This is a genomic window from Pseudescherichia sp. AS216 (assembly GCF_037152055.1).
In the GTDB taxonomy this organism is placed as follows: domain Bacteria; phylum Pseudomonadota; class Gammaproteobacteria; order Enterobacterales; family Enterobacteriaceae; genus Pseudescherichia.
This window is the reverse complement of record NZ_JBBCMV010000001.1, coordinates 228,061-254,604: the sequence shown is the minus strand read 5'-3', so window position 1 is coordinate 254,604 and position 26,544 is coordinate 228,061. Positions and strand designations below refer to the sequence as shown.

21 protein-coding genes are annotated in these 26,544 nt (G+C 61.7%); 7 read left to right on the top strand and 14 right to left on the bottom strand.

Features of this window, described 5'->3' with window-relative positions; all coding sequences use genetic code 11:
• Positions 1-25 precede the first annotated feature (25 nt).
• The gene (gene mtnK / locus WFN61_RS01245) at positions 26-1,225 is read left to right on the top strand and encodes an S-methyl-5-thioribose kinase (RefSeq protein ID WP_312235240.1); all 1,200 of its coding nucleotides are present in this window, start codon (positions 26-28) and stop codon (positions 1,223-1,225) included.
• Here the strand turns inward: mtnK and WFN61_RS01240 are convergent.
• From WFN61_RS01240 to WFN61_RS01225, 4 genes are read right to left on the bottom strand one after another with little or no spacing between them, the layout of a single operon-like run.
• On the bottom strand, positions 1,222-2,463 hold the full coding sequence (locus WFN61_RS01240; protein ID WP_144813747.1) for an LVIVD repeat-containing protein: 1,242 nt from the start codon (positions 2,461-2,463) through the stop codon (positions 1,222-1,224). The two genes, mtnK and WFN61_RS01240, sit on opposite strands and share 4 nt — an antisense overlap.
• On the bottom strand, positions 2,460-3,524 hold the full coding sequence (locus WFN61_RS01235; RefSeq protein WP_144813750.1) for a sugar ABC transporter substrate-binding protein: 1,065 nt from the start codon (positions 3,522-3,524) through the stop codon (positions 2,460-2,462). Before WFN61_RS01235 ends, WFN61_RS01240 begins: the two co-directional genes overlap by 4 nt.
• A gap of 25 nt (positions 3,525-3,549) precedes the next feature.
• A complete protein-coding gene (locus tag WFN61_RS01230) occupies positions 3,550-4,545 on the bottom strand; it encodes an ABC transporter permease (RefSeq protein WP_257756848.1) in 996 nt (331 codons plus the stop codon).
• Positions 4,542-6,044: a sugar ABC transporter ATP-binding protein gene (locus WFN61_RS01225; RefSeq protein WP_337037280.1), complete on the bottom strand. Its 1,503-nt coding sequence runs from the start codon at positions 6,042-6,044 to the stop codon at positions 4,542-4,544. Before WFN61_RS01225 ends, WFN61_RS01230 begins: the two co-directional genes overlap by 4 nt.
• Before the next feature lie 161 nt (positions 6,045-6,205).
• On the opposite strand from WFN61_RS01225, the gene WFN61_RS01220 reads away from it, so the two are divergent.
• Positions 6,206-7,294, top strand: a complete 1,089-nt coding sequence (locus WFN61_RS01220) for an oxidoreductase (RefSeq protein WP_337037279.1) — start codon at positions 6,206-6,208, stop codon at positions 7,292-7,294.
• Position 7,295: 1 nt separating this feature from the next.
• On the opposite strand, the gene WFN61_RS01215 is transcribed toward WFN61_RS01220, so the two are convergent.
• From WFN61_RS01215 to entC, 7 genes are all read right to left on the bottom strand, one after another.
• Complete coding sequence (locus WFN61_RS01215) at positions 7,296-7,493, bottom strand: YbdD/YjiX family protein (protein WP_144813762.1); 198 nt, start codon at positions 7,491-7,493, stop codon at positions 7,296-7,298.
• Between the two features lie 47 nt (positions 7,494-7,540).
• Entirely contained in the window at positions 7,541-9,646 is a 2,106-nt protein-coding gene (cstA, locus tag WFN61_RS01210) for a pyruvate/proton symporter CstA (protein WP_144813764.1), read from the bottom strand.
• Between the two features lie 198 nt (positions 9,647-9,844).
• Positions 9,845-10,258: a proofreading thioesterase EntH gene (entH, locus tag WFN61_RS01205; RefSeq protein ID WP_144813767.1), complete on the bottom strand. Its 414-nt coding sequence runs from the start codon at positions 10,256-10,258 to the stop codon at positions 9,845-9,847.
• 2 nt (positions 10,259-10,260) lie between these two features.
• Positions 10,261-11,016 carry a 2,3-dihydro-2,3-dihydroxybenzoate dehydrogenase EntA gene (gene entA / locus WFN61_RS01200; RefSeq protein WP_186370508.1) on the bottom strand — a complete coding sequence of 252 codons (756 nt, stop codon included), beginning with the start codon at positions 11,014-11,016 and terminating at the stop codon, positions 10,261-10,263.
• Positions 11,016-11,867, bottom strand: coding sequence for an isochorismatase (locus tag WFN61_RS01195; protein ID WP_337037272.1), 852 nt, complete (start codon positions 11,865-11,867; stop codon positions 11,016-11,018). The genes entA and WFN61_RS01195 overlap by 1 nt, the downstream gene beginning before the upstream one ends.
• Positions 11,868-11,881: 14 nt before the next feature.
• A complete protein-coding gene (entE, locus tag WFN61_RS01190) occupies positions 11,882-13,492 on the bottom strand; it encodes a (2,3-dihydroxybenzoyl)adenylate synthase EntE (protein ID WP_312274035.1) in 1,611 nt (536 codons plus the stop codon).
• Positions 13,493-13,501: 9 nt separating this feature from the next.
• Positions 13,502-14,677 carry an isochorismate synthase EntC gene (entC, locus tag WFN61_RS01185; RefSeq protein ID WP_337037269.1) on the bottom strand — a complete coding sequence of 392 codons (1,176 nt, stop codon included), beginning with the start codon at positions 14,675-14,677 and terminating at the stop codon, positions 13,502-13,504.
• A gap of 220 nt (positions 14,678-14,897) precedes the next feature.
• Here entC and fepB point away from each other — a divergent pair, with 220 nt between their 5' ends.
• A complete protein-coding gene (gene fepB / locus WFN61_RS01180) occupies positions 14,898-15,821 on the top strand; it encodes a Fe2+-enterobactin ABC transporter substrate-binding protein (RefSeq protein WP_257758260.1) in 924 nt (307 codons plus the stop codon).
• Here the strand turns inward: fepB and entS are convergent.
• Entirely contained in the window at positions 15,818-17,056 is a 1,239-nt protein-coding gene (gene entS / locus WFN61_RS01175; RefSeq protein WP_257756839.1) for an enterobactin transporter EntS, read from the bottom strand. The two genes, fepB and entS, sit on opposite strands and share 4 nt — an antisense overlap.
• A 112-nt stretch (positions 17,057-17,168) precedes the next feature.
• On the opposite strand from entS, the gene fepD reads away from it, so the two are divergent.
• The 4 genes from fepD (at position 17,169) to WFN61_RS01155 (ending at position 21,225) form a co-directional block, all read left to right on the top strand.
• Positions 17,169-18,176 carry a Fe(3+)-siderophore ABC transporter permease gene (gene fepD / locus WFN61_RS01170; protein WP_222889847.1) on the top strand — a complete coding sequence of 336 codons (1,008 nt, stop codon included), beginning with the start codon at positions 17,169-17,171 and terminating at the stop codon, positions 18,174-18,176.
• Positions 18,173-19,165 (top strand): iron-enterobactin ABC transporter permease, encoded by a 993-nt coding sequence (gene fepG, locus WFN61_RS01165; RefSeq protein ID WP_337037262.1) that lies wholly within the window; start codon positions 18,173-18,175, stop codon positions 19,163-19,165. Before fepD ends, fepG begins: the two co-directional genes overlap by 4 nt.
• Positions 19,162-19,962 (top strand): iron-enterobactin ABC transporter ATP-binding protein, encoded by an 801-nt coding sequence (gene fepC / locus WFN61_RS01160; protein WP_144813790.1) that lies wholly within the window; start codon positions 19,162-19,164, stop codon positions 19,960-19,962. The genes fepG and fepC overlap by 4 nt, the downstream gene beginning before the upstream one ends.
• A gap of 282 nt (positions 19,963-20,244) precedes the next feature.
• The gene (locus WFN61_RS01155; RefSeq protein ID WP_337037259.1) at positions 20,245-21,225 is read left to right on the top strand and encodes a transposase; all 981 of its coding nucleotides are present in this window, start codon (positions 20,245-20,247) and stop codon (positions 21,223-21,225) included.
• A 146-nt stretch (positions 21,226-21,371) separates the two neighbouring features.
• On the opposite strand, the gene wzz(fepE) is transcribed toward WFN61_RS01155, so the two are convergent.
• Together wzz(fepE) and entF are read right to left on the bottom strand one after the other, a co-directional pair.
• A complete protein-coding gene (gene wzz(fepE), locus WFN61_RS01150; RefSeq protein WP_312632864.1) occupies positions 21,372-22,511 on the bottom strand; it encodes an LPS O-antigen length regulator Wzz(fepE) in 1,140 nt (379 codons plus the stop codon).
• Between the two features lie 138 nt (positions 22,512-22,649).
• Positions 22,650-26,537, bottom strand: a complete 3,888-nt coding sequence (gene entF / locus WFN61_RS01145) for an enterobactin non-ribosomal peptide synthetase EntF (RefSeq protein WP_337037255.1) — start codon at positions 26,535-26,537, stop codon at positions 22,650-22,652.
• Positions 26,538-26,544: the final 7 nt, after the last annotated feature.

The following is a 26,544-nucleotide window of genomic DNA, read 5'->3' as shown; positions in this document are numbered from 1 at the left end:
AAACAGAAAATTGAGGATACCGGCAATGTCGCAATACCGAACTTTCAACGCCGCCGACGCGGTGGCCTATGCCCGGCAATGTGCTGGTCTGGAGCAGTCATCCGAACTGGTTAGCGCGCATGAAGTCGGTGACGGCAACCTGAATCTGGTGTTTAAAATTTTCGACGCCGAGGGCGTAAGCCGGATCGTCGTCAAGCAGGCCCTGCCCTACGTGCGCTGTGTGGGCGAATCCTGGCCGCTGACCCTGGATCGCGCCCGGCTGGAGGCGCAGACCCTGGTAGAGCACTATCGGCACTGCCCGGCGCATACGGTGAAGATCCACCACTTCGATCCTGACCTGTCGGTGATGGTGATGGAGGATCTCTCCGACCACCGCATCTGGCGCGGGGAGCTGATCAAAGGCGCATACTATCCGCAGGCCGCCCGCCAGCTGGCGGCGTACCTGGCCCAGACCCTGTTCCACACCAGCGATTTTTATCTCACCCCGGCGCAGAAAAAGGCGCAGGTGGCACAGTTTATCAACCCTGAGATGTGCGCCATTACCGAAGATCTCTTCTTTGACGACCCGTACCGCGTTCACGAGCGCAACAGCTACCCGGCAGCAATTGACGCTGACGTGGTCGCTCTGCGTGACGATACCGCCCTGCTGCTGGCGGTGGCCGGGCTTAAACAGCGTTTTCTCTCCCATGCCGAAGCGCTCCTGCACGGCGATATCCACAGCGGCTCGATTTTTGTTGCCGAAGGCAGCCTGAAGGCGATTGACGCCGAGTTTGGCTACGTGGGGCCCATGGGCTTTGACCTTGGTACGGCTATTGGCAACCTGCTGCTTAACTACTGCGGCCTGCCGGGGCATCTGGGTATTCGCGATGCCGCCGCCGCCCGCGAGCAGCGCCTGAACGATATTCAGGAGCTATGGAACACCTTCGCAGAGACATTCCTTGCCCTGGCCGCAGAGAAGACCCGCGACGTGGCGCTGGCCCATCCAGGCTATGCCGCTCAGTTCCTGCAGAAGGTGTGGCACGATGCCATAGGCTTCTGCGGCACGGAGCTGATCCGCCGCAGCGTAGGCCTCTCTCACGTGGCGGATATCGACACCATCGCTGACGACGAGATGCGCCACGAATGCCTGCGCCACGCCATCCATTTAGGCAAGGCGCTGATCGTCATTGCCGACCGTATCCATAACGTTGATGAACTCATTGCCCGGGTTCGGCAGTACAGTTAGCCCAAATACTCTATTACCGACAATCCGCCGTTGTAGTCGGTGCTGTAGATGATCCCCTGCGCGTCGACAAACACGTCGCAGGACTGGATCACCTGCGGACGGCCAGGGCGGGTATCCATCATCTTCGCTGGCGCGGCGGGCACCAGTGCCCCGGTCTCTACCGGGCGATACGGGTTAGAGATATCGTAGGCCCGTACTCCGGCGTTCTGGTAAGTGGCGAAGATTAGCGTCGAGCTGACAAAACTCCCCGGCCGATTCTCATGCAGGTTGTGCGGCCCGAAGTGCGCGCCTTTCGCGACATAGTCGATCTCCTCCGGCTGCGGGAAGGTAGAGATGCTTACCGGATTAGCCGGCTCGCGAATATCAAACAGCCAGATCAGCTTCTCGCCATCCTGCTGGTTATCCAGCACCGCCTCGTCCAGCACCACCAGCAGATCCCGGTCCGGTAGCGGCAGCGCGGTATGGGTTCCGCCGCCAAATGGCGGGCTCCAGTTACGATGGCTGATGAGCTTCGGCGCACTGCGATCTTTCACATCCAGCAGCGTCAGGCCGCCGTCGCGCCAGCTGCCGTAGGCGGTATCTCCGGCAATAATGGCGTGATGCAGAGCGTAACGCTTGCCCTCCGGCCACGTCGGCGTCTCGCCTGCCGCCTGGTTCATCCCTGGCAGCCACCAGCGTCCCGCCACTTCGGGCTTACGTGGATTGGCAAGATCGATAGTCAGGAAGATGTAGTCGCTAAAGCCGTCGATCAGGGCAGAGACATAGGCCCAGCGGCCGCCCACGTACCAGATGCGGTGAATGCCGATGCCGTCCAGCCCCAGAAAACCAATCTCTTTTGGCTGGTCTGGCGTGGAGATATCAAACACGCGCAGCCCGGCGCTCCAGCCCTTGTCCTGCACGTCGCTCACCGTCTCCCCTACCGAGCGGGTGTAGTAGACCTTCTCGTCAGCGAAACGGGCATCGGCAAAGAGATCCCGGGCGTTGATGACCAGCAGCAGATCGTCATGGGCCTGCAGGTGAACGTTCCAGGTCCCCGGCGGCGCGGGCACGTAGCCTGCGGGACGTGGATTTTTCGGGTCGCGCACGTCAACAATCGAGAAGCCCTGGGAGACCATATGGCCGATGTAAGCAAAGCCACGGTGCACCATCAGCTGCACGCCGTCGGGCCGTCCGCCCTGATCCGAGTGACCAATCAGCCGCATATTACGGCTGTAGTCAGGCACAGGCAGCGCACTCATTTGTTTTTCGCTTGCAGAGTGGCGAACCACGGGGCGATAAAATCTTCGGTCTGGCCCCAGCCCGGAATGATTTTCCCCAGCGTAGCAACGTTCACCGCACCCGGCTGGGCCGCCAGCAGCGCCTGCGGAATGGCAGCGGCTTTAAAGTCATAGGTGGCTGGCGTCTGCTCCCCGGCGAGCTTATTGGCGATCAGACGCACGTTGGTCGCGCCAATCAGCTTCGGATCCACCGCCACGCTCACCTTCCACGGGCTGTTGGACTCGCGCATCAGCTGCAGATCTTGGTTGGAGACGTCAATGCTGTAGAGTTTGATCTCGGTGCGGCCATTCTCTTTCAGCGCCTTGTACGCGCCCTGACTGAAGGCGTCCCAGGTGCCCCAGATCGCATCGATCTGCCCTTTCGGGTACTTCGCCAGCACCGCGCCGACTTTATTCGCCGTATCACCCTGCACGTCGGAAGAGACCGCCCCGATGGACTCCAGCTCTTTAATGCCTGGGTTCTGCTTCAGCAGCGCCTGGTAGGCCGCCTGGCGGCGCTCCATCGGCGGGAAGCCGGCCACCCACAGCTTGATGATGTTGGCCTTGCCGTTGAAATCTTTCACCAGCTCGCCGAAGGAGAGAGTGGTCAGCGAGGCGTCATCCTGCTGGGTTACGGTCACGCCGGGGATAGTACCGTTAATAGCGGTATCAAATACCGAGACGGCAATACCTGCATCTACCGCTTTTTTCACCAGCTCGGTTGAGTAAGGATCGCGGCCCTGGGAGAGAATAATGCCGTCATACTTCTGGCTGATAGCCTGGTTAACAAAGTCCTGAAACTTAGCGTCGTCACCGTTGCTGAGGAAGGTGCTGACTTTAAAGCCAAGCTTTTTGCCCTCCGTCAGCGCGCCGGAGACGAACTGGGTGGTGTTATCGTCCGAGCCCAGGTTACGGATCAGCGCGATGCGTACCGGTCCGCTGTGGTTAGCCAGCGCGGCCGGAACCGGTGCAGGCGTTGCCGCGTAGCCCGGAACAGAACTCAGCAGGCCCAGCGCCAGCAGTGAGAGTGCAAATTTTTTCATCTCTGTTTCCCCTGATAAAAGTAATTTAACGACGCTGGAAATAGGTCAACGCCAGAGCACCGGCCAGCACCAGTCCCTTAATAATGTCCATTGCGTAGTAGGGCACGGAGAGCATCACCAGCCCGTTTGACAGCACCCCGAGGATCACCGCCCCCACCAGCGTGCCGAGCGCGTTAGGCTTGCCGGATCCAGCCAGCGAGAAGCCGATCCACGCCGCCGCCACCGCGTCCATCAGGTAGCCGCCGCCGGCATTGACCTGCGAAGAGCCGATGCGCGAGGCCAGCAGAATGCCGCCGAGTCCCGCCAGCAGCGAGGCGATGACGTAGGCCGCCACCTTGTAGCGGGTGGTGCGGATCCCGGAGAGGCGTGCCGCCTCCGGGTTGCCGCCGATGGCGTACATCCGCCGTCCGTGGGTGGTCAGCGACAGGCCAAGCTGGGCTACCACCGTGACCACCAGCATTACAATGACAATGATCGGCACCTGGCCGAGCAGGCTGAAGCCCGGCGGGATCAGCCCCTCCGCCATCTCGCCGCTCGGCAGCAGCATGTTTTCAGTGATCGATCCGCCGTAGCTGTAAGTCATCGCCACGCCCTGGATCACAAACAGGCTACCGAGGGTGGCGAGCATATCGGGAATGCGCAGCACAACGATCAGGAAGGCGTTAAACAGGCCGACAAGCGTACAGAGTGCCAGGGTCACGAGGATCGCTTCGGTAGTGCCAAAGCCGTGCCAGACAAAGAGCGAGATCACCAGCGCGTTCGCCAGCGACGCCGTCGACCCCACGGAGAGATCGAACCCGCCGATGGTCAGTGAAATCGAGACGCCGACGGCAATCACCGTTACGATGGCAATCGAACGCAAAATATTGATGATGTTAAAGGGGTCGAGGAAGTTATCCGAGGCGATGCCGAAGATAGCCACCAGCAGCACCACGGTCAGCAGCATGCCCCACTTATAGAGAAAATCGAAAAATTGCTGACGGCCCGACGCCGCCGCTTTTACTGACAGGGCTTTGCTCACGCCGCCGCTCCTCCGGTCGAATAGTAAAGTAGTGTCTCTTCCCGGGCCTCTGCTCCGGCTATCTCCGCCACAATGCGGCCATCCCACAGCACGCAGATGCGATCGCAGAGCCCCACCAGCTCGGCAAACTCGCCGGAGGCGTAGACGATCCCCTTGCCCTCCCGGGCGAGGCCGTCAATCAGGCGGAAGAGATCGGTTTTGGCTTTCACGTCGACGCCCTTGGTGGGCTCGTCGAAAATCACCACGCTGGCGTTGCCGCGCAGCCATTTGCCTATCGCCACCTTCTGCTGGTTACCGCCGGAGAGGCGGCGCAGGATCTGCCCCGGGCCGGTGGTGCGTACGCCCACGCGCTCAATCACCGTCTGCGCCCAGCGCAAGGCTTTACGATGGCTGAACAGGCTCCAGCGAGAGAAGCTGTTGTCCGCGCTGACCGCCAGGTTCATGGCAATCGGCTCGTCAATAAAGATGCCCTCTTTGCGCCGCTCCTCGGGGATCAGCGCCATCCCGCGAATCACTGAATCCGCCGGATCCCGAGGCCGCCACGGCTGGCCGTTCAGCTCGCCCTGGGCGACGCGGCTCTTCTCAGCGCCAAACAGCGCCTTGCAGAGCTCGGTTTTGCCCGCGCCCGCCAGGCCGGCGATACCGAGGATTTCGCCCCTGCGCAGGTGCAGGGAGATATCCTTCAGTAGCTTCTCGTCGTGCAGCCCCTCCACGCGCAGCAGGGTCTCTTCTCCGTGCGGCGGACGGCGCGGGGGATAGATATCGTTCAGCTGATGGCCGAGCATCTTCTCCACGATCTCCTCCCCGCTGAGAGCGGCCATCGGGCCGGACTCCACCAGCCTGCCGTCGCGCAGCACCGTCAGGGTGTCGCAGATGGCTTTCAGCTCGTGAATGCGATGGGAGATAAAGACCACGCCAATTCCCTGCTGCTGCAGGCGTTTTACCACAGTAAACAGCCGCTCGCTCTCGTGCTGATCCAGCGGCGCGGTAGGCTCATCAAGGATCAAAAAGCGGCAGCGATGGGAGAGCGCGCGGGCCAGCAGGATCTGCTGCTTCTCCGCAAGGGTGCAGGTGTCGATAGCGCGTCTGACGTCAAGAGAGACGTCAAGCTGGGCCAGCGCATCCCGCGCATGCTGGCGTACGGTAGACCAGCGCCAGCCGTAGCCCGGCTCGGCGAGCTTATCGAGCATGATGTTTTCTGCGATGCTAAGACCGGGAACCAGCGCCACGTCGACCTCCTGCTGCACCAGATGGATGCCGAGGCGTTTGGCATCCAGCGGAGAGCGAATGGCGACCGGCTGGTCATCAATGACGATCTCACCCTCATAGCCTGCCCAGGTGCCGCACAGCACCGCCATCAGCGTAGACTTTCCCGCGCCGTTGGCTCCGGTTAGGGCATGTACCGATCCGCCGCGCAGGCTGAAATTCACCTGCGTCAGGGCATTAACACCGGCAAAGGCGAGGCTGATCGCACGCATCTCGAGATGGTTTACGCTCATCTGTGAGGCTTTCCTGGGATTAATAGATTGATTTAGCGAATTTTTCATAGCCGCGCTTGACTGGCAACAGCAGAAAAGGCATAAGATAAAGCGAAATATTATTAGCCATCCGGATGTCCAGACATAACATCGGGTTAGCGATTCCGCACAAGGACACAGTCATGAGCAACACCGATATCCGCGTTGTACCCGGCCCGGCCAACTACTACTCCCACAGCGGTAGCCTGGCGCGTCTGAACGATTTCTATACGCCAGAGCAGCTCTCCCGCGCGGTTTTGATCTATGGCGAACGCGCTATTGCGGCCGCCCGCCCCTACCTGCCGGAGAGCGTTAACGCCCCAGGGGTGAAGCACCTGCTGTTTAGGGGCCACTGCAGCGAGCATGACGTAACCGCGCTGGTGAACGACGCCGGCAGCGACCGCAGCGTGGTGATTGGTATTGGGGGCGGCGCACTGCTGGATACCGCGAAGGCGGTGGCGCGCCGCTTAGGGTTGCCGGTCGTGGCGATCCCAACCATTGCCGCCACCTGCGCGGCATGGACGCCGCTCTCGGTCTGGTATAACGACGCGGGTCAGGCGCTGCACTTTGAAATTTTCGATGACGCCAACTTCCTGGTGCTGGTGGAGCCGCAGATTATTCTCGACGCGCCGGTGGCGTATCTGCTGGCGGGCATCGGCGATACGCTGGCGAAGTGGTATGAGGCGGTGGTGCTGGCCCCGGATCCGGCCAGCCTGCCGCTGACCGTGCGGCTGGGGATTAACGGCGCGCTGGCGATCCGCGACGTGCTGCTGGAGAGCAGTGAAACCGCGCTGGCGGACCAGCAGCGCGGGGAGCTGACCCAGGCATTCCGTGACGTGGTAGATGCGATTATTGCCGGAGGTGGAATGGTGGGCGGACTCGGCGAGCGCTACACCCGCGTTGCCGCAGCCCATGCGGTGCACAACGGTCTGACGGTGCTGCCGCAGACCGATAAGTTCCTGCACGGCACTAAGGTGGCCTACGGCATTCTAGTGCAGAGCGCCCTGCTCGGCCAGGATGAGGTGTTAGCCCAGCTGGTCAATGCCTTCCAGCGCTTCAATCTGCCGACCACCCTGGCGGCGCTGGAGGTCGATATCCATAACCGTGACGAGCTGGATCGGGTCATCGCCCATACCCTGCGCCCGGTGGAGTCGATTCACTATCTGCCGGTGACGTTAACGCCCGAGACGCTGCGTGCGGCGTTCGAGAAGGTAGAGACGTTTAACCACTGAATTAGCAGCAGCGCGCTCCGCCTTTGCCGCCGTAGCGCGCATCCTGTCGGTCGCGGAAAAAGTCCTCATAGGTCATCGGGGTCTGGTCCGGATGGTTAAGCTGCATATGGGCGACGTAGTTGTCGTAGTCCGGCACGCCAACCATCATTTTCGCGGCCTGGCCTAAATACTTTCCGGCCTTAGCAAGGGTATCAAACATCGTAGGCTCCTTGCCCCTCCCCACACAGGAGAGGGGCATGATTAAACTCAGTGCGCCCGTTTCGCCTGGGCCACAACCTGCTCAGCACTGGCTGGCATCGGCTCGTACGGGGTCTCTTTCGCCGTCGGCTGAGACTCTTTTAGCGCCGCCAGCGCGGTTTTCAGCGAGTAGACCGCCAGCACTACCACAACCACCATAAAGAAGATGGTTAGCCCGGCGTCGAGACGGTTGTTAAACACCAGCTGGCGCAGCTGCGACTCGGTGTACTGGGCCGGAATACTCCCGCTGTCGATCATGCCCTGGAAGCGGTTAGCGATCGCCAGGAAGCCCACTTTTACGTCCGGGCTAAAGGCTTTCTGCCAGCCTGCGGTCAGGGTACAGATCAGCAGCCATGCGGTAGGCACGAGGGCGACCCATGCGAAGCGCTGGCGTTTCATCTTGAACAGCACCACTGCGCAGAGCATCAGCGCCATCCCGGCCAGCATCTGGTTGGCGATACCAAACAGCGGCCAGAGAGTGTTGATGCCACCGAGCGGATCCACCACTCCCTGATGGAGGAAGTAGCCCCATGCCAGCACGCAGAGCGCCGTTGCCAGCAGGTTAGCGGGCAGCGAGTCGGTACGCTTCAGCCCCGGGCTTATCACCCCCAGCAGATCCTGCAGCATAAAGCGCGCCGCACGGGTGCCCGCATCCACCGCCGTGAGGATAAACAGCGCCTCAAACAAGATGGCAAAGTGGTACCAGAACGAGACGTCCATCAGCCCACCCAGCGCGCCGTGGAGAATATAGGCCATCCCTACCGCCAGGGTCGGTGCCCCGCCCGCACGAGAGATAATGGTCTGCTCGCCCACCTCGTTAGCAATCTGGTTGAGGGTGTCCGGCGTAATGCTGAAGCCCCAACCGCTCACCACCTGCGCCGCCGAGGCGACCACGTCCGCCGTACCGGCAGGCGCCAGCACCGCCATCGGGCTGTTCATCGCGAAGTAGACGCCCGGATCGATAATGCAGGCGGAGACCAGGGCCATAATCGCCACGAAGGACTCCATCAGCATTCCGCCGTAGCCAATCAGGCAGGCCTGGCCCTCATTGGCCAGCATCTTCGGCGTGGTGCCGGAGGAGATCAGGGCATGGAAGCCCGACACCGCCCCGCAGGCGATGGTGATAAACAGGAATGGGAAGAGGTTACCGGTCCACACCGGGCCGGTGCCGTCGACAAATTTGGTCAGCGCGGGCATGGTCAACGTTGGACGCATGATCAGGATACCAATCGCCAGGCCAATAATGGTGCCGATCTTCAGGAAGGTAGAGAGATAGTCACGCGGGGCCAGCAGCAGCCACACCGGCAGCACCGCCGCGATAAAGCCGTAGCCCACCAGCATCCAGGTCAGCTGCACGCCGGTAAAGTCGAACATCGGTGCCCAGGTTGGGCTTTCCGCCACCCAGCCGCCGGAGATGATAGCGAAAATCAGCAGCACGAGGCCAATCACCGAGACTTCACCAATGCGTCCGGGACGCAGATAGCGAATGTAGATCCCCATAAAGATCGCCAGCGGAATGGTGAAGGCCACGGTGTAAGTACCCCACGGGCTGTGGGTCAGGGCCTTGACCACGATCATCGCCAGCACGGCCAGGATGATCACCATGATCATAAAGCAGGCCACCAGGGCGATCACGCCCGCCGTCGGTCCCATCTCCTCTTTCACCAGCTCCCCCAGCGAACGGCCGTCGCGGCGGGTGGAGACGAAGAGCACCATAAAATCCTGCACTGCCCCAGCGAGCACCACCCCGGCGAGGATCCAGATCATCCCCGGCAGGTAGCCCATCTGCGCCGCCAGCACCGGTCCCACCAGCGGCCCCGCTCCGGCAATCGCCGCAAAGTGGTGACCAAACAGCACCTTCTTATCCGTGGGAACGTAATCCAGCCCGTCGTTATGGCGTACGGCGGGTGTCATGCGGGTCGGATCCACCGCCAGCACGTTGCGGGCGATGTACTGCCCATAAAAGCGATAGGCGATCAGATAGATACAGACGGCTGCCACTACAATCCATAAGGCGTTAATCTGTTCACCCCGATTAAGTGCGATATAGCCGAGGGCAAAAGCTCCTACTACCGCGAGCAATGCCCAAATAAGGTATTTCCCTGAGTTTTGCATAGTCGTTTTCCGTTGGCTGAGGCAGGAAGATGTTACATTTTGTTTCTAGATCAGGCGGCGGGTTTTAACAATGTTGTTACGTCAGAAAGCAGAGGGGCAACCGGTTATTTACAACACTCTGTAATGGAGATCACTTATGCGGGATGAAACGTGAGGGAAGTTGTAGGCCGGGCAAACGCGGTGCCGCCCGGCAATACCTTAGCCTAAGACTGCGGTGCTCAGACGACAGGTGCAGCACCGTCTGCCCTGCTCGTCAAAAACCGCAATCTCCCAGCTCTGGCTCTGACGGCTGAGGTGCAGCGGCTGGCAGACGCCGCGCACTTTCCCCTGCGATACCGGGCGGTGGTGGGTGGCGTTCAGCTCGGTGCCGACCACGCACTGACCGTCGCGGGTCATCAGGTAACCCGCCATTGAGCCAAGCGTTTCGGCCAGCGCCGCCGAGGCGCCACCGTGCAGCAGGCCAAACGGCTGATGGGTGCGGGCGTCGACCGGCATCTCCGCCTCCAGCAGGTCGTCGTCCAGCCGGGTATAGACAATCCCCAAATGGGCGACCAGGGTGTTGCTGCTGGTGGCATTGAGTTCAGCAAGGGTGAGATGACGTTTCCAGATCACGATCAGGCCCCCAGCGTCGAGCCGCCGTCCACCACGATATCCTGTAGCGTGATATGGCTGGCAAGATCGGAAGCGAGAAACAGAATGGTATTGGCGATCTCCTGCGGACGGGCAATTTTGCCCAGTGGGATCCCCAGCTTGAACTGCTCACCAAAGCCGCGAATGCGCTGCTGCTCGGCGTCCGGGCGGGTCCATAGCGTGCGCTGCATATCGGTGTCGGTAGAACCCGGCGAGACAATGTTACACCGCACGCCGCTGGTGGACAGCTCCAGCCCTACGGTCAGGGCCAGGCTCTTCAGCGCCGCCTTCGAGGCTCCGTAGGCGCTCATGCCGATACGCGGCGTGTGGGCAGCATCAGAGGCGACGGTGACAATCGCCCCGCCCCGCTGGGTGCGGAACTGGGCCATGGTCTGCTGGAAAAGGTTAAACGCGCCGCCGACGTTAACCGCCAGCGTCTGCTGCCAGTCGTCAAGCGACAGCTGGTCGGTTGCCCCCATGCGGAGGATCCCCGCCGCGTTCACCAGTACGTCGAGACGGGCCGTGGTTGCCAGCAGGCGCTGGCACACCGCCGCCACCTGGTCGGCGTTGGCGATATCCAGCGTTTCACAGGCGAAGGGATAGGTAGCGTGGCTAAAGTCACGATCGAAGCCTGTAACCAGTGCCCCCGCCTCGGCAAAGGCCAGCGCCGTCGCGTAGCCGATGCCCTTCCCCGCCCCGGTAACCCACACCGTCTTGCCGCTAAAATCCAGCCCGGCCACTATTTCACCTCACGGGAGAGCAGCGCCCACCAGGCATCAATGGTGGGATTTTTCGCCAGCATGACAAAATCGATATCGCCATAGACCTTGCGCCAGCGCGCGGCCAGGGCCATCATCCGCACCGAATCGAGGCCGTAGTCAATCAGGTTCTCATCATCCATCGGCTCGTCGGACTCATCGAGCAGGGGCAGCACCACGGCACGCAGCGCCGCCTTGCTGACCGGCACCGGGAGCAGATCCTCGGTCATCACTACCCGTCCGGAACGTCCGGCCACGTAGTTAAGCGCCATCAGGTGCTCGTCGCGGCTAAAGTCCGCCAGCGCGTCGGCCACCATAAAGGGCTTGATATCGCGCATAAAGGCATCGGTGGCGGTGGTCATGCAGCCAATATGGGCATAGACGCCAGCGATCAGAAGCTGGTTGCGCCCGCTCTCTTTCAGCATCTGCTCCAGCGGCGAGCGGTGGAAGGCGCTGTAGCGCCACTTCACCAGCACGGTGTCCTCCTCGTCCGGGGCCAGGGCGGCAATGACCTGCTGCTCCTCCGGTTTACGGGTCAGGCCTGGTCCCCACATATCGTTCAGCAGGGCACGATCTTCATCGCTCTGCTCTTTCGGCTGGGCGGTGTAGTAGACCGGGATGTTGTGCTGCTTGCAGAATTCACGCAGGGCGGCGATGTTCGCCACGACCTGGGCCATCATCGGGCAGTTTTCGCCCCAGAAGTTGATGAAATAGTCCTGCATATCATGAATTAACAGCGCGGCGCGCTCAGGCTCGAAGGCCCAGCTAACTTTATTCTGCGGGATCTCAGTGGCCGCAGGCAGCGCGTAGCCGGTTAATTTTGGGATTGCCATACTTCTCTCCTTTGTTACGCCTGGGACCGTTCGGCCAGCCGCAGGCGCAGCTCTTTCTTATCGACCTTGCCGACCGGCGTCAGCGGCAGCGCGTCCACGCACTCCACGCGATCGGGCAGTTTAAATTCGGCAACGCCCTGCTCGCGCAGGAAACGGCGGATCTCTACGGCACGCACCGGCTGGGATACCACCAGGTACGCACAGCTCTTCTCGCCGAGCAGGCTGTCTTCCATGCTCACCAGCGCGGCATGAATAATGGCCGGGTGGCGCAGGAGCAGGTTCTCAACCTCTTCGGCGGCGATCTTCTCGCCCCCACGGTTGATCTGATCCTTCTCGCGCCCCTGAACGGTGATGTAGCCCGCCTCGTCAATCGCGATCAGATCGCCGGAGCAGTAAAAACCGTTCTCGTCGAAGGCGCTGGCGTTGTGCTGCGGGCTATTGAAGTAGCCCCGGAAGGTGTAGGGCCCGCGCGTCATCAGGCGACCTACCTCGCCGCACGGGAGCGGATTGCCGTCGGCGTCCGCTACCCACACTTCGTCATCCGGGCTCATCGGACAGCCCTGGGTATTGTTGATGCGCTCCATGCTGTCATTGAGGCGGGTATAGTTCACCAGCCCCTCGGCCATGCCGAACACCTGCTGAAGCTGGCAGCCTATCTCTGCCGGAATACGCGCGGCGAGGGTGGCGGAGAGCCGCGCACCACCGACTTGCAGCAATGTGAGCGAGGCCAGCTGGGCGTTGCTGCCCCACTCGTGGATCGCCTGCAGCCAGAGGCTAACGGCGGGCGGCACCAGCGCGGTGACGTTGATTTGGTGCTTCTCAATCAGCGGGAAGCAGAGCGTGGCGCTGGGATCGGCGGCCAGCACCACGCAGCCTTCGGCCAGAAAGACGCCGAGCGCACCGGGAGAGCTCAGCGGGTAGTTGTGCGCCGCCGGCAGGGCGCAGAGGTAGCGCGTTCTGTTATCGAAATGGCAGATCTCATTGCTGCGACGAATGCTGTAGAAGTAGTCGTTATGGGTGCGCGGGATCAGCTTCGGCGTGCCGGTACTGCCGCCGGAGAGCTGGAAGAACGCCACCTCATCGGCAGGCGTCGGCGCGCTCGCAACGCGCTCACCCGGACGGGCAATGGCCGCCTCCAGGGCATGCTCGCCGGGTTCGTTACGCAGCAGCACCACCCGCAGCGAGCTATGCTCCTCGACGAAGCCGTTAAGAAAACCATCGTCGCTAAACAGGCTATGGTCGCGGTCGGCCACCAGCAGGGCCGGTTTGATCTGCAGCGCGTAGGCGTTTAGCTCGCTGCGCTGATGGCTGAAGAGCGCATTCACCGGCGCGACGCCGATTTTCAACAGGGCAAAGAAGGTGATGTAGAACTCCGCCACGTTGCCGAGCTGCACCAGCGCGGTTTCCCCCGCCCGCAGCCCCTTTGCCTGCAACGAGGCGGCCAGGTTATCCGCCGCCTGGTTCAGCTGGCGATAGCTCAGCTCGCGTTCACCGTCGATCACCGCCAGCGCATCGCTCTGGGCATGGCGGGTCAAAATATCGCTCAGGGGCAGATCCTGCCAGTAGCCTTTCTCGCGGTAGCGCCGGGCAAATTCATCGGGCCAGCGGGTAAAAGGAATTGTCATGATTGCTCCTTAATGCAAACCAAAAACGTTGAGCATGGTGGTGAGTTTTACGCCGGTCTCGCGCCATTCGGCCTCCGGCGACGAGGCCGGAACGATCCCGGCCCCGGCAAACAGGCGGACCTGGTTGTCGTGCAGGCGCGCGCAGCGGATAGTGACGACCCACTCGCCGTTGCCGTCGGCGTCGCACCAGCCGACGATGCCGCCAAACAGCTCGCGGTTAAACGGCTCCAGCTCGGCAATGAGATCTTTTGCTGCCTGATGCGGGAAGCCGCTCAGCGCCGGGGTTGGATGCAGCAGACAGGCCAGCGACAGGGCATTCTCCTCCGCCTGCGCTACCCCTTCGATAGGGGTTGCCAGATGCCAGAGGGTGGGCGTATTCACCAGCTGGGGTGAGTCCGGCAGGGTCAGCTCACGGCTGCGAGGGGCGAGCACGGTTTTCATCGCCTGGGTCACCAGCTCATGCTCGTGGCGATCTTTCTCAGAGGCCAGCAGCTTGTTGCCCGCCTCGCGATCCAGCATGTCATCCGGCTGACGACGGGCAGAGCCGGCCAGCGGCAGGGAACTAAAATGCGCCGCCTCTTTACGCAGCAGCAGCTCCGGGCTGGCCCCCAGCAGCACGCCGCCGTCGGGCAGCGGCACGTGGAAGTTAAAGCTGGCCGGGTTCTGGGCAATCAGCCGCTCCAGCAGCGCCCCGCCGTCTACGCGTTTGTCGGTGGTAATATCGATCAGGCGGGAAAGCACAACCTTATCGACCTGCGGAGTGGCGGTGAGCGCGGCAGCGCGGGCCACCATATCGGTAAAGACCGGATGCTCGGGGATCGCCTTGCGGGTGACCACGCTGAGGGCATTGCTCCCCTGGACGTAGCGTGCGGAGTGCTGCCTCTCGGGACGGGAGAAACGCTCCCAGGCGCGGGGAATAAACAGCGCCGAGGGCTGAGTGGTATCAAACGGAATAGCGCCCACCACAATCGGCCTGGCAATTCCCTGCTTTTTGGCCTCGCTGAACGCCTGAGCCAGCCGCTGCTGGAAGGCGCCGTTGAGATCGTCCCCGCCGTTAGCCGGTTCGCTGATGCGCATAAAACAGCCCGAGGTGCTGAAGCTGCGATACGGCGACATAAAGAAAAATTGGTCTGATGCCAGCGTGTTCACGGTAAGCTGAGTCTCCTCTGCCATTGACAAATCCATATCCCTCTCCGAAACGATAAAGGTAGTAAGAATTATTATCATTTATATTTTGGTCGGTAAGCTAAGAGTTATCCCGGGCGATGTCAACCTCAGAGAGCGCAGTTTTGTGCGGCTAAAAACTTGCATCCGGCGGCGCAATGATGAAAATGAGAAGCATTAGCCGCACAATAACAGGATGCACGCCGTGAGATTCCCCCCGCTTTCGCTTAAGTCCCTGCTCATGCTGGGCCTTTTTGTTTTAGGATTTTCTGTAGCCCACGCCGCCGACTGGCCGCGCCAGATCGCTGACAGCCGGGGCGTTCATACCCTCGATCATAAACCTCTGCGCATTGTCTCAACCAGCGTCACTCTCACCGGCTCGCTGCTGGCGATTGACGCCCCGGTGGTGGCCAGCGGCGCAACCGCGCCAAATAACCGCGTTGCCGACGAGAACGGTTTTCTGCGTCAGTGGGGCGAGATCGCTAAGCAGCGCAAGCTTGCCCGGCTCTATATTGGTGAGCCGAATGCGGAGGCGGTCGCCGCCCAGATGCCGGATCTGATCCTCATCAGCGCCACCGGAGGCGACTCAGCGCTGGCACTTTACGATCAGCTCTCCGCTATTGCCCCGACGCTGATCATCAATTACGACGATAAGAGCTGGCAGACGCTGCTCACCCAGCTCGGGGAGATCACCGGTCAGGAGCAGCAGGCCAAAGCCCGCATTAGCGATTTTAATCAGCAGTTGGCGAAGGTGAAGCAGCAGATGACGCTGACGCCGCAGCCGGTCAGCGCCCTGGTCTATAACCCGGCGGCGCACAGTGCCAACCTGTGGACCGCGGACTCGGCCCAGGGGCAGCTGCTCTCGCAGCTGGGCTTTACCCTGGCGACGCTGCCTGAAGGACTACACGCCAGCCAGAGTCAGGGCAAGCGGCACGATATCATCCAGCTGGGCGGGGAGAACCTTGCCGCCGGACTGAATGGCGAAGCGCTGTTCCTCTTCGCAGGTAACGAGAAAGACGCCGAGGCCATCTACGCCAACCCGCTGCTGAGTCATTTGAGTGCGGTTCAGAACAAGCGCGTTTACGCCCTCGGTACCGAGACGTTCCGCCTCGACTACTACAGCGCCACGCTGCTGCTCAAGCGCTTCGCCACACTGTTCAGTTAAGCGTCAACGGGTGGGCTATGGTGGAAACGCCGCAGTTCACCGAGAAGCAGGATCAGTACCGCGCCCGTCACTGCCAGCACCGCCCCGCCGACGCTGGCCGAGGCGGCGGGCGTCATCGCCACGCTCATCCCCCCCAGCAATGCCGCACCAATCGCATCCCCAGTAACGTTCTGCGCCGTCCACAGGCCGTTGATCCTGCCCAGCATCGCCTCCGGCGTCTGGGTTTGCAGCAGCGTGTACTGGAGCAGCGAGCTGATGGCGCTCAGCCAGCCCGCCAGGGCAAGGAACAGCACCCCCAGAGGCCAGACTGGCATCAGGCTAAACAGGGCGATGGCGATAAAAGCACCGAGAGTAGAGAAGAGGATAATCGCCCCAGGGCGCGGACGCTGGACCAGGTTGCCGCTGGTGAGCGCCCCCACGGCGGCCCCGAGCGGCAGGGCCGCGTAGAGGATGCCGATCTCGGCGGCTGACATCTGCCAGTGGATCGCCAGCGCCGGATAGAGCACGCGTACCGCACTGGCCATCGTCAGCAGGCCGCCCAGCAGGGCGATACCGCCGATCAGCGGGCTGCGCAGCAGGAAGCGAAACGCCGCCAGCAGCGACTTCAGGGGATGCTCACGCGGCTGAGGCGGCGGGGGCAGCTGGGGCAGACGCAGCAGGGTCAGAGTGGTGATAAAGGTTCCTGCCGCCGCCAGGGCATAGTTCCATACCACGCCCCCGGAGGCGAGCAGCAGGCCGCCGAGCATCGGTGAGATAACCGATCCCAGCCGCACGGTGAGCATGGTGATCGCCCCGGCCTGCATCAGGTTCTCCCGCCCCACCAGCGCTGGGGTGGCGGCCAGCAGCGCCGTGACGCCCAGCGCACCGAAAAAACCGTCCCACAGGCCGAGCAGATAGATCGCCAGCAGGGAGGGTTCGGGCAGCGCGGCGTTGAGGCAGAGGCCAATAAAGCCAATACCGCAGGTGCCGCGCGCCAGCAGGATCAGGCGCTTGCGCTCGTAGCGGTCCGCCAGCACGCCGCCGAGCATCAGGCCAACAAACATCGCCCCGCCGGTCAGGGTCACCGCCAGCCCCACCCGCCAGCTGGAGTGGGTCATGGCCTGGATCTGTACCGGCACGGCGACGCCGAGCAGCCCCAGCGACACAATAGAGATAAAACGGGCAATAAAAACAGCGCGAAACGCAGGATGGGTTCTCAACAGGCTGACGTTAATCAGCCAGGATTGTCGGGTCATAACAAAGCCTTAATGCGAACTTTTGATACCAGTTTTTAAGCCGCACATGCTAACATACCGTAATAAGATCGATAACGATAATTACTATCATTATCACATCAGGGACGTTGTTATGTCGCTTTCCGTTAATCCGGCGCGCCCGTGGGCCGTGGGCGGATTATTGCTACTGCTGCTGATAGCAGGCGTGCTCAGCCTGCTGATCGGGGCCAAACCGCTGCCCCTCTCTGTTGTAATGGATGCCCTCTCCGGCACCTGCCAAAGCGCCGACTGCACGATTGTGCTTGATGCCCGCCTGCCGCGCACCCTGGCCGGGCTGCTGGTCGGCGGCGCGCTGGGCCTCGCCGGGGCGCTGATGCAGACCCTGACCCGCAACCCTCTCGCCGATCCCGGCCTGCTCGGCGTTAACGCCGGAGCAAGCTTTGCTATCGTGCTCGGCGCGGCGTTGCTGGGCCTCTCCTCCCCCACCGAGCAGCTGGCGCTGGCCTTCTGTGGCGCGCTGGCGGCCTCGCTGGTGGTGGCTTTTACCGGCAGCGCGGGCGGCGGGCAGCTGAGCCCGGTGCGCCTGACGCTGGCGGGCGTTGCGCTGGCGGCGGTGCTGGAGGGGCTCTCCAGTGGGATCTCGCTGCTTAACCCAGACGTCTACGACCAGCTGCGCTTCTGGCAGGCTGGCTCCCTTGACGTACGTACCTTACAGACGCTGCGTATCGTGCTGGTTCCGGTGCTGATAGCGGGGGCGATTGCCCTTCTGCTCAGCCGGGCGCTAAACAGCCTGAGCCTTGGCAGCGACACCGCCACCGCCCTCGGCAGCCGGGTGGCCCGCACTCAGCTGCTGGGCCTGCTGGCTATCACCGTCCTGTGCGCCAGCGCGACCGCCGTCTCGGGCCCGATCGCTTTTATTGGCCTGATGATGCCGCATATGGCGCGCTGGCTGGTGGGGGCCGACCACCGCTGGTCCCTGCCGGTGACGCTGCTGGCTACCCCTGCCCTGCTGCTGTTTGCCGATATCATTGGCAGGCTACTCGTGCCGGGCGAGCTGCGGGTATCGGTGGTCAGCGCCTTTATCGGCGCGCCGGTGTTAATCTTTCTGGTGCGTCGCCACCGTCGCGGAGGTGCGATGTGATCGCCCCCTCCCGCCGTCTCATTGTTAGCGTTCTCCTGCTGGCCTGCGTCAGCGTGATGATCGCCCTGTGGAGCCTGTGCAGCGGCACGGTACCGCTCTCTCTCGGCCAGGTGCTGGCCGCCTTTACCGGCGATGCGCCGCGCGGCATTGCGCTGGTGGTCAACGAGTGGCGTCTGCCCCGGGTGCTGATGGCGCTCCTCATCGGCGGCGCGCTGGGCGTCAGCGGGGCGATTTTCCAGTCGCTGATGCGTAACCCGCTGGGCAGCCCCGACGTCATGGGCTTCAATACCGGCGCCTGGAGCGGCGTGCTGGTAGCGATGGTGCTGTATGGCCAGGATCTCACGGCTATTGCCTTTGCGGCGATGGCCGGGGGGATCCTCACCTCGCTGGTGGTGTGGGCCCTGGCCTGGCGCAACGGCATTGAGACCTTTCGCCTGATCATTATCGGCATCGGCGTTCGCGCGATGCTGATCGCCTTCAATACCTGGCTGCTGATTAAAGCCTCGCTGGAGACCGCCCTCACCGCCGGGCTATGGAATGCCGGCTCGCTCAACGGCCTGACCTGGGCTAAAACATTGCCTTCCGCGCCGATCCTGCTGCTGATGTTGGTCTGCGCCGCGCTGCTGGTACGGCGGATGCGGCTGCTGGAGATGGGCGATGACACCGCCTGCGCGCTGGGCGTCAGCGTCGAGCGCTCCCGGCTGATGCTGATGCTGGTCGCCGTGGTGCTGACGGCGGCGGCGACCGCTCTCGCTGGCCCGATCTCCTTCGTGGCGCTGGTTGCGCCGCACATTGCCCGGCGCATCAGCGGCACGGCGCGCTGGGGTCTGACTCAGGCGGCGCTCTGCGGTGCGCTGCTGCTGCTGGCTGCCGATCTCTGCGCCCAGCGGCTGTTTATTCCCTATCAGCTTCCGGTCGGCGTGATCACCGTAAGCCTGGGCGGTATCTACCTTATCGTCCTGTTAATCAAGGAGTCCCGCAAAAGATGACCGATTTAACAGCCCGTCTGCGCGGCGACAGCTTAACGCTCGGCTACGGTAAAAAAGTGGTGGCGGATAATCTCTCCGTGGCCATTCCCGATGGCCACTTTACTGCCATCATTGGCCCCAACGGCTGCGGCAAATCGACCCTGCTGCGTACCCTGAGCCGCCTGATGACGCCCACCCAGGGGCATGTCTACCTTGATGGCGAGCAGATCCAGCGCTTCAACAGTAAAGAGGTCGCACGACGCATCGGCCTGCTGGCGCAGAACGCCACCACGCCGGGCGATATTACGGTGCAGGAGCTGGTCTCCCGCGGCCGCTATCCGCACCAGCCGCTGTTTACCCGCTGGCGACAGGAGGACGATCGCGCCGTGCAGCGGGCGATGCAGGCCACCGGCGTGGCGGATCTGGCTTTACAAAGCGTGGATACGCTCTCTGGCGGCCAGCGCCAGCGGGCGTGGATAGCGATGGTGCTGGCTCAGGAGACGGCGATTATGCTGCTGGATGAGCCCACAACCTGGTTAGATATCAGCTATCAGATTGACGTGCTGGAGCTGCTTAGCGAGCTGAACCGCGAGAAGGGCTACACCCTGGCGGCGGTGCTGCACGACCTGAACCAGGCCTGCCGCTATGCTACCCATCTGATTGCCCTGCGGGATGGAAAAATGGTGGCCCAGGGGGCGCCGAAAGAGATTGTGACGGCAGAGCTGATTGAGGCCGTCTACGGGTTACGCTGTATGATTATCGAGGATCCGGTGGCGCACACGCCGCTGGTGGTGCCGCTGGGGCGTACGGGGATATAAAACGTTTGTAGGCCCGGTAAGCGAAGCGCCACCGGGCGTGACTATGCTGATGCGGCAATGCCGGGCGGCTCTGCGTTTGCCCGGCCTTGTATTATCCTTCCTGTGCAGGGAAAGCCGGCCAGCTCTCTCTGCCATGCAGTCCGCATGCCGTGCCCGGCCTCAGGCTCACAACCTGTATTGTAGATTTATGCAGCGGACTGCCGTTCTCCACAAGTGACAGACCGGACAGTATCATGGACCGGTTTATTCCCGGTAACCCGCATTTACAAGGTTGGTTTCACTATGAAACAGGAACTTCACTATATCGGTATTGATGTCTCTAAAGCGAAGCTGGATGTCGATGTGCTGCGGCCTGATGGCCGTCACCGCAGTAAAAAGTTTGCCAACACCCCGAAGGGCCACGACGAACTGGTCCGCTGGCTGAACAGCCATCAGGCTGCTCCGGCCCATATCTGCATGGAAGCCACCAGCACCTATATGGAAGACGCCGCTGCCCACCTCAGTGATGCCGGCTTCACCGTCTCCGTCATCAATCCCGCCCTGGGTAAGGCCTTCGCGCAGAGCGAAGGGCTGCGCAGCAAGACGGATGCGGCTGATGCGCGGATGCTGGCAGAGTTCTGCCGCCAGAAGCGTCCGGCAGTCTGGAAAGCCCCTCATCCGGTTGAACGTGCCCTGCGGGCACTGGTGCTGCGCCACCAGTCGCTGACGGACATGCATACCCAGGAGCTGAACCGTCAGGATACGGCCCGTGACGTGCAGCGCCCGAGCATCGACGCGCACCTGCTGTGGCTGGAAGCCGAGCTGAAGCGTCTGGAAAAACAGATAAAGGACCTGACAGACGATGACCCGGACATGAAGCACCGCCGGAAGCTGCTGAACAGCATCCCGGGTATCGGGGAGAGGACTTCAGCGGTTCTGCTGGCCTATATCGGGCTGAAGGAGCGGTTCGGACAGGCAAGGCAGTTCGCTGCCTTCGCGGGACTGACGCCCCGGCAGCATGAGTCCGGGAGTAGCGTGAGAGGCGCAAGCCGGATGAGCAAGGCGGGTCATGTCTCCCTGCGCAGGGCACTGTACATGCCGGCGATAGTGGCGTTGTATAAGACCGCGTGGGGCAGAGTGTTCAGGCAGCGACTGGAAAAAAACGGTAAGAAAGCAAAGCTGATAATCGGGGCGATGATGCGCAAGCTGGCGCAGGTGGCATACGGTGTGCTGAAATCGGGTGAGCCGTTCGATGCATCGAGACACTGCGGCGTAACGGCTTAACAGGCATTAAGGGAAGAAATAACAGCGCCTGACGGCGCTGTGGCTGGTATGCCTGCAATCCGGGGAGGCCGGTACATAAAAAACTTGCAGGCGATAACAGTATCTACGGTGGGCACGTTGCGGGTTTGTAGGCCCCCATCGGGCATTTATGCCGACTCTAATACCATTTCAGGCGGAACCGGCGGCAGGCTACGTGCCAGCATCGCATTGCGTAGCAGAACGACACCACAGGCAATAATGCCCCCCACTAATCCCATCAGCACGGTAAGAATGGCTTTGCCCTGACCATCTTTCTTCATTGGCAGCGACGGGGTGAGCTGATATTTGAACGGTGAAAAGGCAATATCTTTTACATTAAGTTTTTGCAGTTGCTCAACATGATATTCACGATTGCGTAAATCGGCATTGAGATCGGCAATATCCTTCAGCGATTTTTCAATCCTCAGCTTTTCCTGAATACCATCCGCACCGAGTGTAATAGAGAAGTCCGGATCGTCATTCACAACCTGGCCGTTGCTATATACCGGCTTTTTAATACCCGCAGCGTTAGCCACTTCAAGCGAGTAATTCAGACGCTGGATCTTAATATCACGCTGGTTAGTCAGGCGAACGCGATCGAGATTCAGCTTCTCCTGCTCAAAGCGCGTTTTTAACGCCAGGGTATTACGGATATTATCCGTGGTCTCGTTAACTACTTTTGCCGCGACGTAATCGACATAACCTTCAAGGACTTCTTTTGCATCTTCAGGCGTTGAGGCAGAGAAGCTGAGCGTCCAGGACGTAAAGGGCGCTTCAACGGGACTCTTTGGCGATGCGTTATCAATTATCTTCAGCTTTTCCGTCAGACGGACAACCGCGCGCTGGAACTCTATCGAATCAGCATTCAGATCGGGATAGTGTGCTTTAACATAGGGCGAGCTACGGAAATACTCTTCTTGCAGAGACTGCGAGCTAAAATTTTTAATAAACTGACCAAAAACATCAACTGGCGTGACCGCTACATCGATGTCCAGTACCTGTAACTCCATCAACGTTTGCTGCAGCGAGCGCCACTGAGTCTGTTCAGCAGGGGTGATAATGGCTTCGCTGGTCCACTTCTGCGGCAGCACAAAAGAAATAAGTAGACCAAGCAGCGCAAATGCTGCGGCTATGACGATAATTTGTTTTTTGGCTGCCCATAACACGTCAAGAAGCGTGAGAAAATCAATTTCGTGAGCATGATGAGGACCAACTGGATAGGAGCGTAACTGCACCTCGTTATCCTGTTTAATATCTAGCGTTGACATCTATAAACTCTACCCTGTTTTGCTACGAAAGCATTATTTACATCCGATGCATCTATAATAGTACCTTATAAGATTAATCTGAACTAACATTTAACTTTGGCTGTTACGCCCACCATATCTGGTAGGCGTGACAGTCTATTAATTAAGCAATCCTGCTAATAGTGGGCCAATAGCGGTAAACGTCGTCGGTGAAATAATATCCACGTGGGCGCACTCCTGCCGATAGATATCCAGCGCAGTTACCCAGGGTGACCAGACCTGCTGGGGATCCATCCCGGCAGGCAGCGTGCGTTCGGCAACAAACAGCGTTGCTTTACCCTCAAACGGCAGGCTACGGGCGGTGGTCAGCAGGCGGACCGCATCGCCATAGTTGCCCTCGATAGCGTTAAACAGCTCTCCTGACGCCTGATCCTGCTGCGCGGCAAGGAATGCCTCCCGCTCGCGATTGATCTCCGCCAGTACCTCAGGATCGAGTCCGTTGGCATCTTTTTCTGCCCAGTTCTGCGTCTCCGGCGGCCAGGTATCCAGCAGCCCAAGGAAAGCTACCGCTTCGCCACGCTGTTGTAGCCGGGCGGCGATCCCGTGCGCCAGCGTGCCGCCGAGGGAGTAACCCAACAGGTAGTACGGACCATGCGGCTGTTGGGCGATGAGCGTTTGCAGATGGGCGTCACATACCTCATCCAGCGTGGCGGCGGTGCTCATCGGCCCGTTTGGGCGCGGCGACTGAATGCCAACGATCGACCAGCGTGGGCTGAGGTAGCGCGCCAGGACGCTGAACTGCCAGGCAAAGCCGGAGGCCGGGTGGAAGCAGAACAGCGTCGGCCCGTGACTCTCCCGCAGGGGCAGGATCGTCTCGTAGCCTACGTTTTGCAGTCGCCTATCCCCGGCATCGGCCGCCAGCAGCGCGGCCAGCTTCGCCACGCTGGAGGCCACCATTACCTGCCCCGGCGTCACCTGACGATTGAACGTCTGGCTAAGCCGCGCCGCCAGCCGCATCGCCAGCAGCGAGTGGCCGCCAAGGGCAAAGAAGTCAGCGCTGACGTCCTCGACCTCACAGGCCAGCAGCTCGGCAAACAGCGCGGCGATGGTTAGCTCGGCGTCGGTTTCCGGTGCGCGCCCGCCTGCTGCCACGGCAGGCGTCGGCAGCGGTAACCCCTTGCGATCCAGCTTGCCGTTGGCGCTGAGCGGCAGCGCATCAAGCTGCACCAGCGCGGTAGGCACCATGTGCGGCGGCAGCTGCGCCCTCAGCAGTTCAATCAACGCGGCACTCTCCAGCGGCTGGCCCGAGGTCGACACCAGGTAGCCCACCAGCTGGCGTGCGTCGCCGCCGACCGCAGCCGCCTGGTTTAGCACGCAGGCATGAGTGACCGCCTGGGCCACGTCCGGCAGCGCCTGCATAACAGCGTCGATCTCTCCCAGCTCAATACGCTGCCCGCGAATTTTAAGCTGATCGTCACTGCGCCCCAGGTACTCTACCGCGCCGTTCGCCAGCCAGCGCGCCACGTCGCCGGTGCGGTACATCCGCTCGCCCGGCGCAAAGGGATCGGCAATAAAGCGGCTGGCAGTCAGGTCGGGTCGCCCCAGGTAGCCCTGCGCCAGCTGAATGCCGGTCAAGTAGAGATCCCCCGCCACGCCCGGCGGCAGAGGCTGCATCATGCTGTCGAGAATGCGCAAACCGGTGTTCCACACCGGATAGCCAATCGGCACGCTGGGGCCGCTGACCTCGGCCAACGCCTCGCCATAAGCTGGATACCCGCTGACGTCGACCGCCGCTTCCGTCGGGCCGTAGAGATTATGCAGCGGCGCGCCGGTTAGGCTTTCCCACTCGCGGCAGAGATCCGTTGGCAGCGCTTCACCGCTGCAAAAGACGTTGCGCAGCGTACCACAGCTCTCCTGCGCCCTCTCCGACGTCAGAGAGGCGACGAAAGCGGACAGCATCGAGGGAACAAAGTGGGTGGTGGTTACGCCGTAGCGGGCAAAAAAGGCCTGCAACGCCAGCGGATCGCGGTGCGCATCCGGCTCGGCCATCACTAGCTTCGCCCCGGCAATGAAGGGCCAGAAAAATTCCCACACCGAAACGTCAAAGCTGCACGGTGTCTTTTGCGCCACCACGTCCTCCGCAGTCAGCGGATAGGTCGCCTGCATCCACAGCAGGCGGTTGACGATGGCCGTTTGCCCCACCATCACCCCTTTCGGGCGGCCCGTCGAGCCGGAGGTAAAGATGATATAGGCGGTGTGTTCAGGCATTGAGAGCGCCAGCGCGGGCGCGTTTGTTACCGGCAGCGGCGCGCTGTAGCAGAGATAAGCAAGCTGCGGGATCGCGCTAAACCGCGCCAGCTGATCGTCGGCGGTGATTAATAGCCGCGGCTGGGCATCCTCCAGCATCATATGCAGGCGGTCGTCCGGGTAGCCGGTATCCAGCGGCAGCCAGGCGGCACCGGCCTCGACAATGGCGTGCAGGGCCAGCGTCAAGAAGACCGAACGCGGCAGCGCCACGGCGACGCTGTCCCCAGGTCGCACGCCGCGCTGACGAAGCTCTTGGGCCAAGGCGATAACCTGCTCGCGCATCTCTCGGTAGCTGAACTGCCAGCGGGCATCTGCCAGCGCCAGGGCGTCCGGCGTTTTTTCACTCTGGGCCGCCACGAGGGCGCTGAGGGTGGTGGCTGGCAGGTTTACTGCCGTGTCATTGATACGGTCAATCTTCTCCTGCTCCGCTGGCAGGATCAGCGCCGCCTCGCCGCAGCGCAGGGTGGGATTATCAGCAAACTGGCGCAGCAGTGCGTCCAGCCTGGCGGCATGGGTGCTTAACTCAGCCGCGTCGTAGCGCTGGCGATTAGCGAGGATCTCCACGGCAAGACCGCCCGTCTCGTCCGGAATGAGCGCGATCTCCAGGTCGTTAACCGGCCCGGTGGCCAGGGTATGGGTGGTCCCCGCCGTTCCGTCAATGTCCAGCTGGTAATCAAACATCTTCACGTTGAATACCGGGCCAAACAGGGCGCGGTCGCCCGTTGCGTGCCCGCTGTCGCGCACGATCTGCTCGGCGTCATAGCGCTGGTGGCGGCGCATCTTTTTTAGCCGGGCAGCAAGCTTCTGCGCCAGCGCGGCGAGGGTCTCCGCCGGGTCGACGTTCACCGCCAGCGGCAGGACGTTGAGCACCGGGCCGGTGGCGCAGAGCGCCGCAGAGCCCATCCGGCGCATAAAGATAAACCCGGCGGCATAGTCCATGCGTCCGCACAGGCGGGCCAGCCAGAGGGAGACCAGCGCCAGAGCAAGATCCGCTGGCTGGCAGCTGCCGTTCTGTGCCGCAAGGCGGGAAAACGCCTGGGTGTCGAGAGTCAGCTTCAGGCGAACAATGTCGGCGGTTGCGGCGCGCCCCGGCAGTGGGCTGGCAGAGAGCGATATCGGCGGCGGTAGACTCTGGCTTACCTCGCGCCAGTAAGCGGCGTCCCGGTGCCAGCTCTCGCTGTCGCGGTAGCGCTGATACTCCTCGACCACCTCGGCAAAGGGGGTAAAGGGCGATGCCGGGGTGGGTTCGCCGTGACGCCACGCAGTATAGATGGCGGCGATATGGCGGGTAATGGCCGGGAAGCTGAAGCCATCCACTAGCAGATGATGATAGCGCTGATACCAGTACCAGCGGCGCTCCCCGAGACGCAGCAGCGCATGATGAACCAGCGGCTGCCCGCCGTCGACGCGCAGATTTTGGGCCAGATCGCCCTGCATAACGGCCAGCGCCGCCGCGTGAGGATCGGTGCTGTCACGCAGATCGTAGACAGCAGGCGGCATCAGCGGCATGGACGCATCGATCCACTGGAATACCTCTCCGCCATCCTCGACAAAGCGGCTACGCAGGGTGTCGGCGTGGCTCATGCCGGTGACAATGGCCTCAGCGAACAGACCCTCCTCCAGCTCGCCGTCATGAATAGCCACATAGTGGGCCACGCTCCAGGCGTTAGGTAATGTAGAGAGCGTTTCCGCCATCCAGATCCCGGTCTGGGCCGCGACCAGCGGCAGACGTTTCGACATAGGGTGC